The 16,433-nt window shown below is 76.3% G+C and carries 11 protein-coding genes; 8 read left to right on the plus strand and 3 right to left on the minus strand.

Translation table 11 applies throughout. The features are described 5' to 3' along the window. Positions 1-61 precede the first annotated feature (61 nt). Positions 62-1,141 (plus strand): alpha/beta fold hydrolase, encoded by a 1,080-nt coding sequence (locus ACWCRA_RS21350; RefSeq protein ID WP_451068330.1) that lies wholly within the window; start codon positions 62-64, stop codon positions 1,139-1,141. Positions 1,142-1,189: 48 nt separating this feature from the next. After that, positions 1,190-1,396, plus strand: coding sequence for a hypothetical protein (locus tag ACWCRA_RS21355; RefSeq protein ID WP_351549806.1), 207 nt, complete (start codon positions 1,190-1,192; stop codon positions 1,394-1,396). A gap of 214 nt (positions 1,397-1,610) precedes the next feature. On the opposite strand, the gene ACWCRA_RS21360 is transcribed toward ACWCRA_RS21355, so the two are convergent. Beyond that, positions 1,611-1,916 carry a beta-Ig-H3/fasciclin gene (locus ACWCRA_RS21360; protein WP_351549803.1) on the minus strand — a complete coding sequence of 102 codons (306 nt, stop codon included), beginning with the start codon at positions 1,914-1,916 and terminating at the stop codon, positions 1,611-1,613. Between the two features lie 141 nt (positions 1,917-2,057). On the opposite strand from ACWCRA_RS21360, the gene ACWCRA_RS21365 reads away from it, so the two are divergent. Further along, positions 2,058-4,862 carry an AfsR/SARP family transcriptional regulator gene (locus tag ACWCRA_RS21365; RefSeq protein ID WP_351549800.1) on the plus strand — a complete coding sequence of 935 codons (2,805 nt, stop codon included), beginning with the start codon at positions 2,058-2,060 and terminating at the stop codon, positions 4,860-4,862. Between the two features lie 21 nt (positions 4,863-4,883). Here ACWCRA_RS21365 and ACWCRA_RS21370 read toward each other — a convergent pair whose 3' ends face one another. Then, a complete protein-coding gene (locus ACWCRA_RS21370; RefSeq protein WP_451068331.1) occupies positions 4,884-7,571 on the minus strand; it encodes an AfsR/SARP family transcriptional regulator in 2,688 nt (895 codons plus the stop codon). Between the two features lie 98 nt (positions 7,572-7,669). Next, positions 7,670-8,716: an AfsA-related hotdog domain-containing protein gene (locus tag ACWCRA_RS21375; RefSeq protein ID WP_351549794.1), complete on the minus strand. Its 1,047-nt coding sequence runs from the start codon at positions 8,714-8,716 to the stop codon at positions 7,670-7,672. A gap of 413 nt (positions 8,717-9,129) precedes the next feature. Between ACWCRA_RS21375 and ACWCRA_RS21380 the strand changes: the two genes are divergently transcribed. The 5 genes from ACWCRA_RS21380 (at position 9,130) to ACWCRA_RS21400 (ending at position 16,351) form a co-directional block, all read left to right on the plus strand. After that, complete coding sequence (locus ACWCRA_RS21380; RefSeq protein ID WP_351549791.1) at positions 9,130-10,182, plus strand: SMP-30/gluconolactonase/LRE family protein; 1,053 nt, start codon at positions 9,130-9,132, stop codon at positions 10,180-10,182. A gap of 135 nt (positions 10,183-10,317) precedes the next feature. Next, on the plus strand, positions 10,318-12,648 hold the full coding sequence (locus ACWCRA_RS21385) for an MMPL family transporter (protein WP_451068332.1): 2,331 nt from the start codon (positions 10,318-10,320) through the stop codon (positions 12,646-12,648). Positions 12,649-12,947: 299 nt separating this feature from the next. Continuing rightward, positions 12,948-13,613, plus strand: a complete 666-nt coding sequence (locus ACWCRA_RS21390) for an HAD family hydrolase (protein ID WP_351549788.1) — start codon at positions 12,948-12,950, stop codon at positions 13,611-13,613. Further along, a complete protein-coding gene (locus tag ACWCRA_RS21395) occupies positions 13,610-15,268 on the plus strand; it encodes an FAD-dependent monooxygenase (RefSeq protein WP_451068333.1) in 1,659 nt (552 codons plus the stop codon). The genes ACWCRA_RS21390 and ACWCRA_RS21395 overlap by 4 nt, the downstream gene beginning before the upstream one ends. 30 nt (positions 15,269-15,298) lie before the next feature. Next, positions 15,299-16,351, plus strand: coding sequence for a ScbA/BarX family gamma-butyrolactone biosynthesis protein (locus tag ACWCRA_RS21400; RefSeq protein ID WP_351549782.1), 1,053 nt, complete (start codon positions 15,299-15,301; stop codon positions 16,349-16,351). The last annotated feature ends 82 nt before the right edge of the window (positions 16,352-16,433 follow it).

The raw sequence follows: 16,433 nt of genomic DNA on the forward strand, positions 1-16,433 counted from the left end.
GCCCGCACCGCGCGGGCCCCGGCATCCCCGCACCCGCGCCCCGGACAACGGAGGGATGGTCATGGAACACCTGGACGAGCTGCGGGAATTCGCCCTGCTGCACGCCCGCGGGCAGGGCATCCCCGAACGGCGGGTGGCGCGGATACTGCCCCGGATCGCCAACGACGAGCCGGGCCACCCCGCCTCCTGGGCCCGGGTCTGGACCGCCGAGGCGGACCGGCTGGCCCGGGCCGGCCGGCCGCTGGACGCCTGCCGCCACTACGCCATCGCCCGCTTCCCCCACCACGGGGACGAGGTCCGCGACAGGGCCGGGCTCAACTGTGTGCGGACCTTCGACGACTGGCGCCGCCGGCGCGGCATCGAGCGGCTGCTCCTGGGCCACCCCGGCGGTACGGTCGCCTGCTGGGCCGCCGGGCTCGACGCCCGCAGGCCCCGGCCGCTGGTGGTGGTCCTGGGCGGGATCGTCAGCGTCAAGGAGCAGTGGGCGCCGCTGCTGCCGAAGCTCGCCCGGATCGGATACGCGGCGGTCGCCACCGAGCTGCCGGGGGTCGGCGAGAACACCCTCCGCTACCGGGCGGACTCCTGGCGGCTGCTGCCCTTCCTGCTGGACCGGCTCGCGGGCCGGGCGCGGGTGCGGCGGACCTCGGTGCTCGGGCTCAGCTTCGGCGGGCATCTGGCGCTGCGGGCGGCGGCGGACGACCCGCGCATCCGGAGCGTCCACACCGTCGGCGCGCCGGTGGCCGGCTTCTTCACCGATCCGCTGTGGTGGCCCCGGGTTCCGGGGATCACCGTCGACGCCCTGCGCAGGCTCACCGGCGCCCCGGGGAGGGACGAACTGCGGGAGCTGCTGGCCGGGTTCGCGCTGGACCCCGGGACGCTGGGCGCGGTGCGGGTCCCGGTGGACTACGTGGTCAGCGCCCGCGACGAGATCATCCCGCCCGGGGAGCGGGCGCTGCTCGGCTCCCTGCTGCCCCGGGTGCGGTTCAAGGAGTTCGACGATGTGCACGGGTCGCCCGCGCATGTGCGCGCGACCCGGGCGTGGCTGCTCGGCTCGCTGCTGAGGGCGCGGTTCGCGGACGGCCCCGGCCGGTGCGCCGAACCATTCGCCGGGCACGGGACCCCCGGCGGCCGGCGGCCGTAGCGCGCCCGCACATCCCTTCCCGTACGGACCCTCCGAGAGGCGGTTGCCATGTCCTCCCCGACCTCCCCGACCACTCTTGACCGAACCCCCTCGCGCTCCGCGGCACACGGCACGGTGCTGCCGTGGCGCTCCCTCGCCTCGCTCGGCATCGACGCCGGAGCGGCGGCCGGGGAGGCGGACGGGCCCCTGCTTCTCACGGGGGAATCCCCTCCGGAGGCCGGGGCGGGCGAGGCACCCGGCGCGCTGGCGGCGTAGACGGCGCGCTCACGGGACACCGCGCGCCGCTCCCCGGCGGTGCGGCGCTCACCCGGCCGTGGGCCCGGCCGGGAACGCTCCCGGGGCGGGACGCGGCGTGTGCCACACCCCGCCCCGAGATCCATCGCGCGCGCTCCCCGGGACGACGACAGGAGCGCGGGACGGCCCGTTCGACATCGTCAGACACCCCCGCGGCCGACGAGCCGGCGTTCCGTCAGCAGTTCACCGTGCGGTCGTAGTTCCCGAGAACCCCGGTGTAGATGTACAGCTCGCTCGCCCCGCGCGCCAGCGTGTAACAGCGGCTGTCGGAGGCCAGGGACACGACGACCTTCACCGAACGGGTGCCGGAGCACCTGTTGGTGAGCAGGACGTCGAAGCCGTTGGTGGTCTCCGTGACCATGCGTCCGACGCAGGACGGGGCCGTCGTCGCCGCCGCGGCGGGCGCCGCCGAGAGCGCCAGGGAACCGACGAGAGCCACCGCGGTCACCGCGGCCTGTGCGGCCTTCCGGGACTTGCGCATCATGTACTCCTTGCCAAGAGGTTGTTCACAACAGCCCGAAGGTTAGGCTGACCTGCGCACAATGTGCGCACGATGTGTGCACAACCCGGCATCGGACGGCTCAGGTCCTGGGCCCCGCTCTCGCGACATGGTTGGTGAACGGTGCGCTTCGCTCTCCTCGGCCCCCTGGAGGTCACTCGCGACGGCGAGCGCGTCGCCCTGGGCTCCGTCAAGCAGCGGCTGCTGCTGGCCACGCTGCTCAGCCGCCCCTCGCAGACGGTTCCGGCCGGTGTGCTGGTGGCCGCCCTGTGGGGCGAGGACCCGCCGGCGTCCGCCGCCGCCAATCTGCGGACCTACGCGCGGGGGCTGCGCGGCGCCCTGGACGGCGACGGCTCCCGGGGCGCCATGCCCCACACCCGGGGCGGCTATCTGCTCCGCGTCCCGCCCGGCGGGACCGACGTGGAGCGCTTCGACGAGGCCGCCTGCCGGGGCCGCCGCGCCCTGGCGGCCGATGATCACGCCCTGGCCTGCGAGGAGTTGTCCCGGGCGCTCGCCGTGTGGCGCGGCCGGGTCCTCGAAGGGCTCGCGCTGCCGGAGGTCCTGGAGCCCTGGGCGGCCGGTCTGGAGGAGCGCCGGTGCCATGCCGAGGAGGAGTACGCGCGGGCGCTGCTCGCGGAGGGCGACCTCTCCCAGGCGGTGCTGCGGATGCGGAGACTGGTGGCGTCCCATCCGCTGCGGCAGCGGGCCTGGGGCCATCTGATGCTCGGCCTGCACCGGGTGGGCGATGTGGGGGGAGCCCTGGAGGCGTACCGCACGGTGCGCGACGCGCTGGTCCGGGAGACCGGTCTGGAACCCGGCCCGGAACTGGCGCGGCTGCACGAGGACATCCTCCGGCAGCGATCGGCCGCGGCCGGCGGCGCGTCACCGCCACCGCCGCCCCGGCCCCGGCAACTCCCCCTCATCACGCCCGATTTCGTCGGACGGGAGGAGGCCGTCGCCGCGCTCGACTCCGCCCTCCACCGCACGGACGGCGCGGCACCGGACGGCGCCGCACCGGGCGTCGTGATCACAGCCGTCTCCGGGATGGCCGGCGTCGGCAAGACGACCCTCGCGCTGCACTGGGCCCACCGGGTCGCCGACCGGTTCCCCGACGGGCAGCTCCACGTGGATCTGCGGGGTTACGACGAGAGCGGGGCGGTGTCCGCGTCCGACGCCCTCCAGGGGTTCGTTCAGGCGCTGGGGGTGCCGCAGGCCCGGATACCGTCCGGTACGCAGGCCCGGGCCGGCCTCTTCCGCAGCCTCCTGGCCTCCCGCCGGATGCTGGTGGTGCTCGACAACGCCCGGGACTCCGCCCACGTCCGGCCGCTGCTCCCCGGCGCCGGGAGCAGCGTGGTGGTCGTCACCAGCCGGAACCGGCTCCAGGGGCTGGTGACGTCCGAGGGGGCCCGGACGCTGATCCTCGATGTGCTGAGCGCGCGGGAGTCGGCCCGGATGCTGGCCCGCCGGCTGGGCGGCCCCCGGGTGGAGGCCGAGCCGGACGCCGCCGCCGATATCGTGGCTCTGACCGGGCGGCTGCCCCTCGCCCTCGCGGTCGTCGCCGCCCGGGTGGCGGACCACCCGACGTTCCCCCTGCGTTCCTTCGCCGCCGAACTCCGCCCCGCCGGAGCGCTGCTGGACGTCCTGGAGGACGGCGACGCGCGGCGGGTGCTGTCCTGGTCGTATCTGGCCCTCTCCGAGGAGGCGGCCCGGCTGTTCCGGCTGCTCGGACTGCACCCGGGGCCCGACCTGACGCTCGACGCCGCCGCCGCGCTCGCCGGTGCCCCGGTGCACTCGGTGAGGCCCCTGCTGCGGGAGCTGACCCGGCTGCATCTGCTGACCGAACACCTCCCCAGCCGCTACCTGTTCCACGATCTGCTGCGGACGTACGCCGCCGCGCTGGTCGGGAGTGTCGAGCCGCCCTCCGGTGTGCGCCGGGCCCGGGAGCGGTTCTACGACCACTGTCTGCACCGCGCGCACGCCGCCGCCGTGCTCGTGCAGCCGCAGTGGCCGGCCGTCGTGCCCGTGCCCGCGCTGCCGTCGAACAGCGGGGACCGCGCCCGGGACGCCGAGGCCGCCCTCGCGTGGTTCGCCGGCGAGCGCCAGGTGCTGCTGCGGGCGGTGGCCCAGGCCGCGGCGTGCGGTTTCGAGACGTACAGCTGGCAGCTGGCCTGGGCGCTCACCGCGTATCTGGCGCCCCTCGGTCTGTGGCAGGACCAGCGCACGGCCCAGGAGACCGCGCTGGCCGCCGCCGAGCGGTCCGGTGAGGAGGTGGGCGAGGCCATGGCCTGCCGGCTGCTCGCCCGGGCCGACGCCCGGCTCGGCGCCCTCGACACCGCCGAGCGGCTGCTGCGCCGGGCCCTGGGAGTGTACGAGCGGCTGGGCGACAGGAACGGCCAGGCCCAGACGCTGCACAACTACGTCGAGCTGTGCTACATGGGCGGCCGGCTGGCGGAGGCGCTGGAGCACGGGCGCGAGGCGCTGCGTCTGTACGGGCTCTGCGGCAACCGGGACGGCGAGGCCCGCACCCTCAACGCGATGGGCTGGCTCCACGCCGCCGAGGGCGACTACCCGGCCGCCATCGACCACTGCACCCGGGCGCTGGAGCGACAGCGGCAGGCGGGCGACCGCAACGGGCAGGCCGCCACCCTGGACAGCCTGGGGTTCGCCCACCACCACCTGGCCCGCTACGACCGGGCGGTGGCCAGCTATCAGGAGGCCATCGGTCTGTTCCGGTCCTCGGCCGACCGCTATCACGAGGCCGAGACCCTGGTCAGGCTGGGCGACACCCTGATGGTGACGGATCGTCCGGCGGAGGCCGAGGAGGTCTGGGAGCGGGCCGCCGCGATGTTCGACGCGCTGTGGGACCCGGAGGCCGACGCCGTACGGGAGCGCCTGGCCGGGCTCCGGGAGGGCCGCCGGGGCGGATGACCCCCGGACGTCCCGCTCGTGTCAGGGCCCGTGCGCGGGTGACCGCGCGGTGGAGGCGCCGATGAGCCACATGCCGGGGCGGACCTCGACCGAGCGGGCGCCCGGGCCGGGGCCGGCGAGGGACAGGCCGCCGTGGTCCGGAGCGGCGAAGCGGGCCGTCGTGCGCCGGAGGTACTCCACCCAGCGGCGGTCGCCCAGCCGTTCGGCCGCGCGGCGGCACTGGTCCCACTGCGCCGCCGCGGCCCCGGCACGGCCCCGGCGGAGGTTCACCAGCGCCAGGCCGTTGAGCGCGGCGACGGCGCCCCACGGGTCGCGGCCTGCGGCGCAGAGGTCCAGGGCGCGGCCGTAGCGGCGGCCGGCGGCGTCCAGCCGGTCCTGGCCGAGGAGGATGTCCGCGACGCCGATCCGGCAGCGGGCCGAGCCGATCCGGTCGCGCACCCGGTCGAAGCGGTGCCGGGCCGCGGTGTAGTGGGCCAGCGCGCGGTGCGCCTCGCGGCGCTGCCAGGCGAGGGTGCCCAGTGAGTACCGCACCACCGCCTCGGCCGCCGTGTCCCCGGCCCGGAGCGCGGCGTCCAGCGCCAGCCGGTGGGTCTCCTCCCACTCCTCCCAGGCGGCGCAGGAGTGGAAGTACCCGGCGGCGCTGTCCGCCAGCTCCCACACCAGGGGCCAGGCCCCGGCGGCGTGGGCCCGGCGGACGGCGCCGACCAGCCCCGAGGCCTCGTCCCGGAACCACCGGAGCGGTCCGGCGCCGCCGGGTTCCGGCGCGCCGTCCGCGGCGGGCGGGGCCCGCCAGTCCCGGCCGGGGGCGAGCCGGGCGTCCGCGAGCCGGGCGCGGTCCCGGTAGGCGCGGCAGAGCCGCTGGGCGGCGGCCCCGGCCGCCGCCGTGCCGTCCGCGTCCCGCAGTTCCGTGCCCAGCACCCGCAGCAGGGAGTGGAAGCCGTAGCGCGGCTCCCCCGCCGCCCCCGGCCGGGCCTCCAGGAGCCGGGCGCGGACGAGTTCCTCCGCCAGCTCGCGCGCCTCCCGTCGCGTGGTGTCCAGCAGGGCGGCGGCGCACCAGCCGGCGAAGTCGGGGGCCGGGGCGAGGGTCAGCAGCCGGAACGCCCGCCGCTGCGCGGGCCCGGCCTCCTGATATCCGGTCAGCAGGGTCGCGCGCAGATCGAGGTCCCCCTCCCGCAGCAGGCTCAGCCGGGTGCGTTCGTCACCGAGACGCTCGGCGAGCGCGGCGGCCGTGGTGTGCGGGCGCGCGGTCAGGGTGGCGGCGGCGACCCGCAGCGCGAGCGGCAGACAGCCGCAGAGCCGGGCGATCTCCGCGGTCGCCGCCGGGTCCTCGGCCATGCGCGCGCCGCCGGCGGCGCGCAGCAGTTCGGCGGCGTCGTCCGGGCGCACCGCCTCCAGGACGAGATGCTCGGCGCCGTCCAGCGCGGCGGCGGTGCGGCGCCCGGTGAGCACCACGGCGCTGCCGTCAGCGGGCGGCAGGAGCGGGCGGATCTGCTCCTCGGCGGCGATGTCGTCCAGGACGAGGAGCATCCGGCGGCCGTGCAGTGCCCGCCGGAGCTGTTCGGCGGGCTCCGGCCGTCCTTGGAGGGCGAGCGGGGCACCGGGGTCGTCGCCGGTGAGCCGGCGCAGCAGCGCCGCGCTCACCTGGGCGGGGCTCAGCGGGCGGCCGTCGGGGCCGCGCAGGGCGATCAGCACCTGTCCGTCGGGGAAGCGGTCGGCGGTGCGGTGGGCGAGCCACAGCGCCAGCGCGGTCTTGCCGACCCCGGCGCGGCCGGAGATGCCGAGCACCCGTACCGGGGGTCTTCCGGCGCCGCCGCGCAGGGCGCGCTCCGCGTGCGCCAGTTCCTCGTCCCGGCCGGTGAACCCGGGGGCGGGCGCGGGCAGGACGGGCGGCGGGACGGGGGTACGGGGGGTGGTGGCCGTGTCCGCCGCACCCTGCGCGGGCCGGGCCCGGCGCCAGTCCAGGGCGGGATCGCGGCGCAGTACGCGCTCCTGGAGGCGCGCCAGCGGCGGGCCGGGTTCGACGCCCAGCTCGTCGACGAGGGAGTGCCGCAGTCTGCCGTACACCCGCAGAGCGTCGGAGCCCCGGCCGGTGCGGTACAGCGCGACCATGAGGTGGCCGTGGAGATTCTCCCGCAGGGGGTGCTCGTTGGCGAGGGCCATCAGCTCCCCGGCCAGCTCCTGGTGGCGGCCCAGCCGCAGATCGGCGAGGATGCGCTGCTCCAGGACCTCCATCCGCAGCTCGTCCAGCCGGATCGCGGTGGACTCCAGGCGGACCCCGTGCGGTATCCCGGCCAGCGCGGGCCCCGCCCACAGCCCGAGCGCCTCGCGCAGCAGCCCGGACGCCCGCTCGTAGTCGCGTTCCCGGCAGGCCGTGCGGCCCTCGGCCCGCAGCCGCTCGAAGAGGGGCAGATCGAACTGGGCCTCCGGGTCGGGGACCTGGAGCAGATAGCCCGGTGCGCGGGTGAGCAGCGATCCGCCGCTCTCCCCCGGGCCGGCCTCGGCGAGCACCTTCCGCAGCTGGGAGACGTACACCTGGAGGGTGGTGGTGGCGGTGCGCGGCGGCTCGGTGCCCCACAGCTCGTCGATCAGGCTGTGCGCCGGGACCACCTCACCGGCGCGCACCAGCAGGGTGGCGAGCAGGGCGCGCGGTTTGGCGGCGGAGGGGGTGCGCGGAGAGAGGCTCACCGGCCCCAGTACCCGGAATCGCATGGAAGGGCTCCTCTCGGTCACGAGGGGTGGTGCGGGGGACGGCGGGGGCGGTGCTCCCGTCGGCGGGCCCGGCCGGGGGCGGGCGGCCGGGGCGGGGGTCAGCAGTCCTGGAGCAGGGTGGCGGATGCCGTGCACAGCACCCGGCTGCCCTGGCTGAAGGTGAGGCGGGTGCGGACCATCGGGCGGTCCGCGCCGTCGCGCAGCGGGGAGCGGGAGTTGACCGTGCAGGTCAGCGGGAGACCGGCCTCGCCGAAGCCGCGGAACGACGCCCACCAGTGGGTCAGTACGGCGTGGGCGGGCCGGAATCCGTGGAGTTCGGCGGCGACCACGAGCGCGGCCTGCCGGGACGCCTCCAGGAACACCGGTCCGGGGATGTGCCCCTCGGGTCCCGCGTCGAAGACCTCGTGGCCGGGGGCCGGCGCCACGGGGAGGACGAACTCGCCGTCCACGGCCCGCAGCGGCGGTCCCACCAGGACATTGCGGGCGTCGCCGCGCCCCACCGGCTCGGGCCCCACCGGCACCCGTCCGAGCGGTCGGGGCGCGGGCGCGGTGCCGTGCAGGCTCTCCCGGCGGCCCCGTTCGCGGTGCGCCCGGTAGACCCGGGGCATCAGGAACAGCAGCCGCGCCGTTCCGCTGCCGCAGGTCACCCCGTCGATCGCCACCCCGCCCCGGCAGTCCAGGCCCCGGGGTATCCCCTGGACCACATCGACCGGGGTCAGGGTGATGTCCAGGCTCATATGGGCCGGCCGGCCGGTGCGGCGCCAGGGGGCGAGTTCCCGGATGTCGACACCGCTGGAGACGAAGACCGCGGGGCGTTCGGCGGGGACCCGGAAGTACTGGTGGGCGACGAAGTGGGTGGCCTGGCGGAGCGTCTCGGCGGCGAAGAGCAGGTCGTGGAAGGTGCCCGGGCCGTCGTTGAACAGCGGGTGCCGGTCGGGCAGTTCGGCGGAGAGCGCGAAGTGCTGCTCGACCGGCGCCGTGGCGTCCAGCAGGAACCCCTCCGGCGTGACGGGTCTGTGGAGCAGGTGGAGCGGTGCCGTGGTGTGCGGGCCGGCGGTGCGGCCGGCCGGGGGCGCGGGGGCGGCCGGGGGCGCGGTGGGCGAGGGGACGGGCGCGGTGGCGGAGGCATCGATGGCGATGTCCATGCCGGCTCCTTCGTGGTGGGTGGGGGTGCGGTGCGCGGCCTTGGCGCGGCCGGAGGGACTCCGCGCCAGGGCCGGAACGGACCGGTGGCGGTGGCGGGAACTCCTCCGTCCCTGCCACCACGCTTCCCCCGGTCACTGCATTCGCTCTGGACTCGGCCTGGACCGGGGCGGGGGCGCGGGCGCGTGGCGGGAGCCCCGCCCCCACCGGTTCAGCGGTGGTCCAGCCCCACTCCAGGGGCCCCGGCGACGCTGGTGCACGGCCGGGCGGCGCTCCCGGCGGCCCGTATCCCGCGCCGTGGCGCACCCGGTCCCCCGTACCACGCGCCCGCCCCGTGACCCGTGCCGCGACCCGTCGCGTCGCCTGTCCGTCCCGTACCCGTCCCGTACCTCCGTCGCGCTCGAAGGAGCAGCCAGTGGAACCGTCAGTCGAGGCATCGCGCCGTACCCTGCTGCGCATCGCGGCGGCCGGTGCCACCGGCGGCGCCCTCGCCGCCGCCCCGTTGCCCGCCCTCGCGCACCCCGGCGGCGGTGACGGCACCGGCCGCCGCCCATGGCCGCGCACGCTCTCCGTCGCCGCACCGGGGCTGTATCCGGAAGGAGTGGCCTGGGACGGGGGCCGGCGGGCGTTCCTGGTCGGGTCGAGCGCCCGGGGGACGGTGTCGGTGGTGCGGGCGGACGGTTCGGTCAGCCCGCTGGTGACCCCCTTCGCCCAGGTCTCCGTGCTCGGACTCCGGGTCGACGCGGTGCGCGGCAGGATCGTGGCCGCGTACTCGGACTACTTCTTCCGCGCGCTGGGCCTCGTCGACCGCTCCCTGCCCCCGGTGAACGGCGTCGGTGTCTTCGACCTCGCCACCGGGGCCGTGCGGTCGCTGACCCCGGTCTCGGTGGGCACGGCCGAGCCCCGGACCAACGATGTCGCCGTCGACCGGCGGCACGGCGATGTCTACGTCACCGACACCGAGGCCGACACGGTCACCCGGGTGAGCCGGACCGGGGAGGTGCTCCGGGTCATCCGGGACGAGCGGTTCGCCACCCCCGAGACGGGACCGAACGGCATCGTCCACCACCCCGACGGCTTTCTGCTGGTGGGCCGGTACACCGGCGGCAGGCTGTTCCGGGTCGACCGGCCCCGTTCGGCGCACCCGGTGGTCCGGGAGGTGCGGCTGGACCGTGCGCCGGTCTCCATCGACGGTCTCGCGCTGCGCCCCGACGGCTCCCTGGTGGTCGTCGCCAACGACCTGTCGCTGACGGGCGGCCGCCCCGGCCGGGACGCGGTGGCGGTACTGCGCTCCCGCGACCGCTGGCGCACCGCGCGGACCGTGCGGGACGACACCTGGCCGATCGCCGACCCCACGACGGTGGCCGTCACCCCGTACGGCGACTACGTCGTCAGCGGCGGGCTCCGGGAGATCCTCACCGGTGTCCCCTCCCCCACCCCGGGCCGCTTCCATCTGCGCCGTCGCTGACGGCCCCGCCCGGGGTGCCGCGGCCGGTCCGGGCCGCCGGCACCCGATCCGTCCGTCCCCGCCGGCGGCCGTGTCGCGGAACACGGCGCGCACGGCCCCGGCCTCCGCCCGCCGACCTCTCCCGGGAGTCCCTCCATGCCACATCCGCCCCGTACCGCACCCGCGTCCCGCGGGCTCTTCGCCGCCCTCGCCCGGCTGGCCTCCGGCCGGCCCCGGCTGTTGCTCTGGCTCACGCTGATCCTGCTGGCCGGGGCGGTGGTCCTCGGCGGCGGAGTCGCCGACCGGCTGCGCAGCGGGGGCAGTGGCGGGGTGGTGGACCCCGCGTCCGAGTCCTCGTTCGCGGCCGGCGTCCTGGAGCGGGAGTTCCCCGGCGCCCGCCCCAACCTCGTGCTGCTGGCCGATTCCGGTGCTACCGGAGCCGGTGTCGACGACCCCGCCGCGGCACGGGACGGCCGGGAGCTGGCGGCCCGGCTGGCCGCTCTGCCCGAGGTCGGCGGTGTCACCTCCTACTGGGACAGCGGCGCCCCGGCGCTGCGCTCCGACGACGGGCGCCGGGCGCTGATCGTGGCCAGGATCAACGGCGGCGAACTGGCCGCCGAGCGCGCTCTCGGAGAACGGATCGCCCCGCGCTTCGGCGGCGCGCAGGGCCGGCTCGACATCGAAATCGGCGGGAGTGTCGCCGTCCAGCGGGAGCAGCAGGCCTTCATCGGCGAGGATCTGCTGCGGGCCGAGCTGATCGCGCTGCCGATCACCCTGATCATTCTGATGGTGGTGTTCGGGAGCGCCGTCGCCGCGCTGCTGCCGGTGGCCATCGGGATCATCGCGATCCTCGGCACCAACGCGGTGCTGCGGGTCATCACCTCGTTCACCGATGTGTCGGTGTTCGCGAGCAATCTGACGACGGCGCTCGGCCTGGGGCTGGCCATCGACTACGCGCTGCTGATCGTGCGCCGCTACCGGGAGGAGCGCTCCGGCGGCCGGGACACGGCCGACGCCCTCGCGGTCACACTGGGCACGGCCGGGCGGACCGTGCTGTTCTCGGCGGCGACGGTCGCCGTCTCGCTCGCCGCGATGCTGGTCTTCCCGCTCTACTTCCTGCGCTCGCTGGCCTACGCCGGGATCAGTGTGGTGGTGCTCGCCGCGGTCGCCGCGCTGGTGGTGCTGCCCGCGCTGCTCGCCGTGCTGGGACGGCGGATCGACTCCCTGGACATCAGGAGGCTGGTCCGGCGCCGCTCGCGCGCGCCGAAGGAGCCGGGCGCCGGGTGGGCCGCGGCGGCGCGCTGGGTGATGCGCCGCGCCCCGCTGGTGGCGACCGGCACCCTGGCCGTGCTGCTGCTGCTCGGGGCGCCGTTCCTCGGCGTCGACTTCGGGACCGCCGACTACCGGCAGCTCCCGCCTTCGGCTCAGTCCCGGGTGGTCCAGGAGCGGATCGGGGAGGACTTCGACGGCAGCCCCACCGGGGTGATCGAGGTGGTCGCCGAGCGGGCCGGCGCGGCCGAGCTGAGTGCGTACGCCCGCCGGCTGTCCGAGCTGCCGGGAGTGGTGCGGGTGGACGGCCCGGCGGGCCGCTGGGCCGGCGGCGCGCCGGCCGGACCGGTGCGGGAGACCCGGACCTCCGGCGAGATCTCGTATCTCACCGTGGTGCCCGGTGTGGAGGCCGTGTCGGAGGAGGGCAAGGAGCTGGTGCGGGAGGTGCGGGAAGTCGGGACGGGTTTCCCCGCCCATGTCTCGGGGACGGCGGCGGCGCTGATCGACAGTCAGTCCGCCATCGGGCGGGGGCTGCCCTGGGCGATCGGCGTGATGGTGCTCGCCACGCTGGTGCTGGTCTTCCTGCTCACCGGGAGTGTGCTGATGCCGGTGCAGGCCGTGCTGCTCAACACGCTCAGCCTGACGGCGATGCTGGGCGCGGTGGTGTGGGTCTTCCAGGACGGGAATCTCTCCGGGCCGCTGGGCTTCACCCCGACGGGGAGCATCGAGACCGCGCTGCCGGTGCTGATGTTCTGCCTGGCCTTCGGTCTCTCCATGGACTACGGGGTGTTCCTGCTCTCCCGGATCAAGGAGGAGCGGGAGCGGCTGGGTGATCACCGGGCCGCCGTGGTCGCGGGAATCCGCGGGACGGGCGGGGTGATCACCGCCTCCGCGCTCGTCCTCGCGGTCGTGATGGTCGCCATCGGCAGCTCCCGGATCACCAACACCAAGATGCTGGGCCTCGGGGTGGCGCTGGCCATCCTCATGGACGCCATGGTGATCCGCACGCTGCTGGTGCCCGCGGTGCTGTCGCTGACCGGCCGGGCGACGTGGTGGGCGCCGGGGCCGCTGCGCCGGCTGCACGCCCGGTTCGGCGTCGGGGAGGGCGGCCCGGCGCGGCCCGTGCCGGAACCCGCCGGCCCGGACGCGGCCCCGTGCCCGGACCCGGACGGAGCCGGGGGCCGGGCGCGGGTGACGGCGGGGACGGGCACCGGCTGAGCGCCGGGGCGCGGAGGGAAGGGTGCGGGCGGGCCGGCGCGGCCCGCCCGCACCCTTCGCCGCCCCCGCTCACACCCCCGCGCCGCCGCCGTTCCCCGCCCTCCGCGCACCGGGTCCGGCCTGGTGCTTTGGCGGTGCGCAAGGGGGCGTCCCTAGCGTCCGTGGCAGCGCGTCACGGCGGACGCCGGAGCAGGCCGGCGCGAGCCCGACCGAGGGGGAGAGGTCCGTTGACAGCCATGCAGCAGACGGCGCCGCGCGCGGCGCCCACACGAGCGGCCCCGGGACGGGAAGGAGACACCATGACCGTCGACACGGTCGTCGTCGACTACGGAGGGGTGCTGACCAACCCGCTCGCCGAGACCTTCGCGGCCTTCGCCGAGCTGGCCGGGATCGGGGTCGACGACCTCGCCCGGGCGTTCGCGGCGGCGACCGCGCGGTACGGGGAGAGCCCCATGGCCGCGCTGGAGACCGGCGCGATCGGTGAGCGGGAGATGACCGGCCGGGTCCTGGCCGAACTGCCGGAGGGCGCGGGCCGGGTCCTGGACGGCGGGGCGGGCTTCGGCGAGCTGTGGTTCCGGGGGCGCGCCGCCAACGAGCCGTTCCTGGCGTTTCTGCGCGGGCTGCGCCGCGACGGGTACCGGCTGGCGCTGCTCACCAACAACGTCCGTGAGTGGGAGCCGCTGTGGCGGGCCGGGCTGCCGGTGGACGAGTTGTTCGACGTGGTGGTGGACTCGCACCGCGAGGGTGTGCGCAAGCCGGACCCGGCGATCTACGGCATCCTGCTGGAGCGGCTCGGGGTGGAAGCGGCCCGGTGTCTGTTCGTCGACGACACCGGGGAGAACTGCGCGGCGGCGGCGCGGGCGGGTATGCGCGCGGTCCTGTTCACCGGTACCGGGGCCGCCATCGGCGCGATCACGGCCGAGTTGGGGCGTCGCGCCGCACCGGTGGGGGGTGGGGGGCGATGACCGTGCCCGCGCCCGTGCTCGTCGTCGGCGCCGGACCCACCGGGCTGACCGCCGCCTGTGCCCTGTGGGGCCTCGGGGTGCCCTGCCGGGTGGTGGACCGCCGCCCGGGGCCCGGCGGCGCGCCCAGGGGGCTGGTGCTCTGGAGCGGGGCGCTGGAGTGCCTGGAGCGGGTCGGGGCGGCCGGGCGGATCGCGGCGGACGCGCTGCCGCTGGACGGTGCCTCGTACTGGTCGAAGGGCCGCCGGATCGGCGCGGTCCGCTTCGGCGGGCTGACGGGCACCGCCTTCCCGGGGCCGCTGAGCGTGCCGCAGCCCGTCACCGAACGGGCGCTGCGCCAACGGCTGGAGGAGCTGGGCGGCGCCGTGGAGTGGGAGACCGAGGCCGTCTCGGTGACGGTTCCCCGGGGCGGCTCCCGGGACCCCGGCGCGCGGGCGGTCGTGGTGCTGCGGTCGGCGGCCGGCACGGAGAGCGTGACGGTGCCCTGGCTCGTCGCCGCGGACGGCGCCCGCAGCCTGCTGCGCGACCGGGTCGGCATCCCCTTCGCGGGCCACACCTTCGACCGTACGTTTCTGATCGCGGACGGCGTCCTTCTGGGCGCCGCGCCCGGGGCGGAGGTGGAGCACCACATCGCGCCCGGCGGGGTGCTGGTGATCGTGCCGCGGCCGGGCGGCCACCGGGTCTTCTTCGACACCGAGCCGGACGGGCGGACCGGCCCGCCGCCGGCCGGACTCCTCCAGCGGCTGCTCGACGAGCGCGGTCCCGGCGGGCTGCGGCTGCACGGCATCGGGTGGTCCAGCCGCTTCCGGGTGCACGCCAGGGTCGCCCCGAGGTTCCGCTCGGGTCCCGTGCTGCTGGCGGGCGACGCGGCGCACACGCACACCACGGCGGGCGGCCAGGGACTCAACACCGGTGTCCAGGACGGGTACGACCTCGGCTGGAAGCTCGCCGCCGCGGTGCGCGGCGCCGATCCGGCGCTGCTCGACAGCTATGAGGCGGAGCGCCGCCCGCCCTCGGTGCGCGCGGTCCGCGGCGGGGACCGGCAGACCCGGCTGTGGCTGCTGCGCAACCCCCTGGCCCGGCTGCTGCGGGACACCGCCGTGCGGGCGCTCTCCGCCGGCGGTCTGCTGGAGTCCAGGGTGCTGCCGCTCCTCGCCCAGCTGGATCTGGACCACTCCGGGAGCCCGGCCGTGGGCGACACCGAGGGCGCGGGGGCGGCGCCGCGCGCGCTGCGGGCGGGGCGCCGGGCGCCCGATGCCGCGCTGATGCCGGTGCACGGCGGGACCGCGCTCTCGCTCCACGCGCGGCTCTCCGAGGGGCGGCACACCCTGCTCGCCTTCGGCGGCGCGGCGGCCGGCGAGCGGGCCGCGCGGATCTGCTCGGAGCTGCGCGGACGCGGGGCGGACGACGCCGTACGGGTGGTGTGGGCACAGCCGGCGGGCTCGGTCACCGAGCCCGGGACGGCCTTCGACGCCGGATACGACATCGTCCGCGACCGGAGCGGGGCGCTGGGCGGCGGCGACGGCCCCTGGTTCGCGTACATCCGTCCCGACGGTGTCGTCGGGGCCCGGTGCGGCCCGGACGGTCTGGACACGCTGCTCGGCCGGCTGCCCTCGGGGCCGGCGCTGCTGTCGCCCGCGCCGGCCGTCCGTCCCTGACCCTCTCCTGTCTCGAAGGGAACCCTCACCATGTCCGTATCCCCGCCCGTGCCGACGCCGGCACCGGCACCCCGGAAGGTCCCGGCCACCACGGCGCCCCCGAAGGAGCGGCCGGGGGAACAGAGCGGGAAGGCCGCGCTGAGCTATGAGGCGACCGTGCCGCGGGCCCTGGTCCACCGGACCTCGGTGGCGGAGGTCTTCGTCACCGACTCGGTCCGGACCGGAGAGGACCGGTTCGCCGTCGCCGCGCAGCTTCCCCGGGGCCATCTGATCGGCGAGGACTCGCCGCTCTACGACTTCACCCTGCTGGTCGAAGTGGTGCGGCAGGCCGGGGTGCTGGCCGCCCACCGCCATCTGGAGGTGCCGCTGGGTTCGGCCTTCATCTTCCGGGACCTCCATCTGCACACCACCGGGTTCGAGGCCCTGCGGATCGGGCCGAGGCCGGCCGATCTGACGATCGCGCTGGACGCCCGGCCGAAGCGGAACAGGGCGGGGCGGCTCCAGGGGTTCGGCTTCACCGGGGAGATCGTGGTCGACGGACGGCCCGCGCTCATCGGCGAGGGCGGGCTGCTGATCCTCTCCAGGGCCGCCTACCGGGTGCTGCGCGGCCGGCGGCAGGTGCCCGACCACCCGGGGTTCCTGCTGCCCCGGTTCACGGCGGCCGAACCGTCCGCCGTGGGGCGGCGGGACACCCGGAATGTCTTCATCACCGATCCGGTGGCGGAGACCGAATCGGGCCGCTTTTCGGCGCAGTTGGTGGTGGACACCACCCATCCGCATGTGTTCGACCATCCGCTGGACCATGTGCCGGGGCATCTCCAGATGGAGGCGGCCCGTCAGTTGGCCGTCGCGTCGGTCTCCCGGCTCCAGGGCCTGGACCCGCGCACCCTGGCGGTGGCCTCCATCACCACCAGCTTCTCCGACTACACGGAGCTGGACCGGATCACCCGGCTCCGGGCGACGGTGGAGGGGTTCCGCTGGGACGAGCGCCTGCGCACCTTCACCGTTCCGGTCGCGGTCGAGGCGCTCCAGGAGGGAAGGACGACCACGGCGCTCAGGCTGGAGGTGGCACAATGGAGTTGAGCGTGAGAAGAACCTTCACAGAATCCCCGAACAAACGTTCCATCCAGTAGCATTTCCGCCCAAAAGGTGTCGGCCGATCGAC

Source organism: Streptomyces sp. NPDC001889 (genome assembly GCF_053594535.1).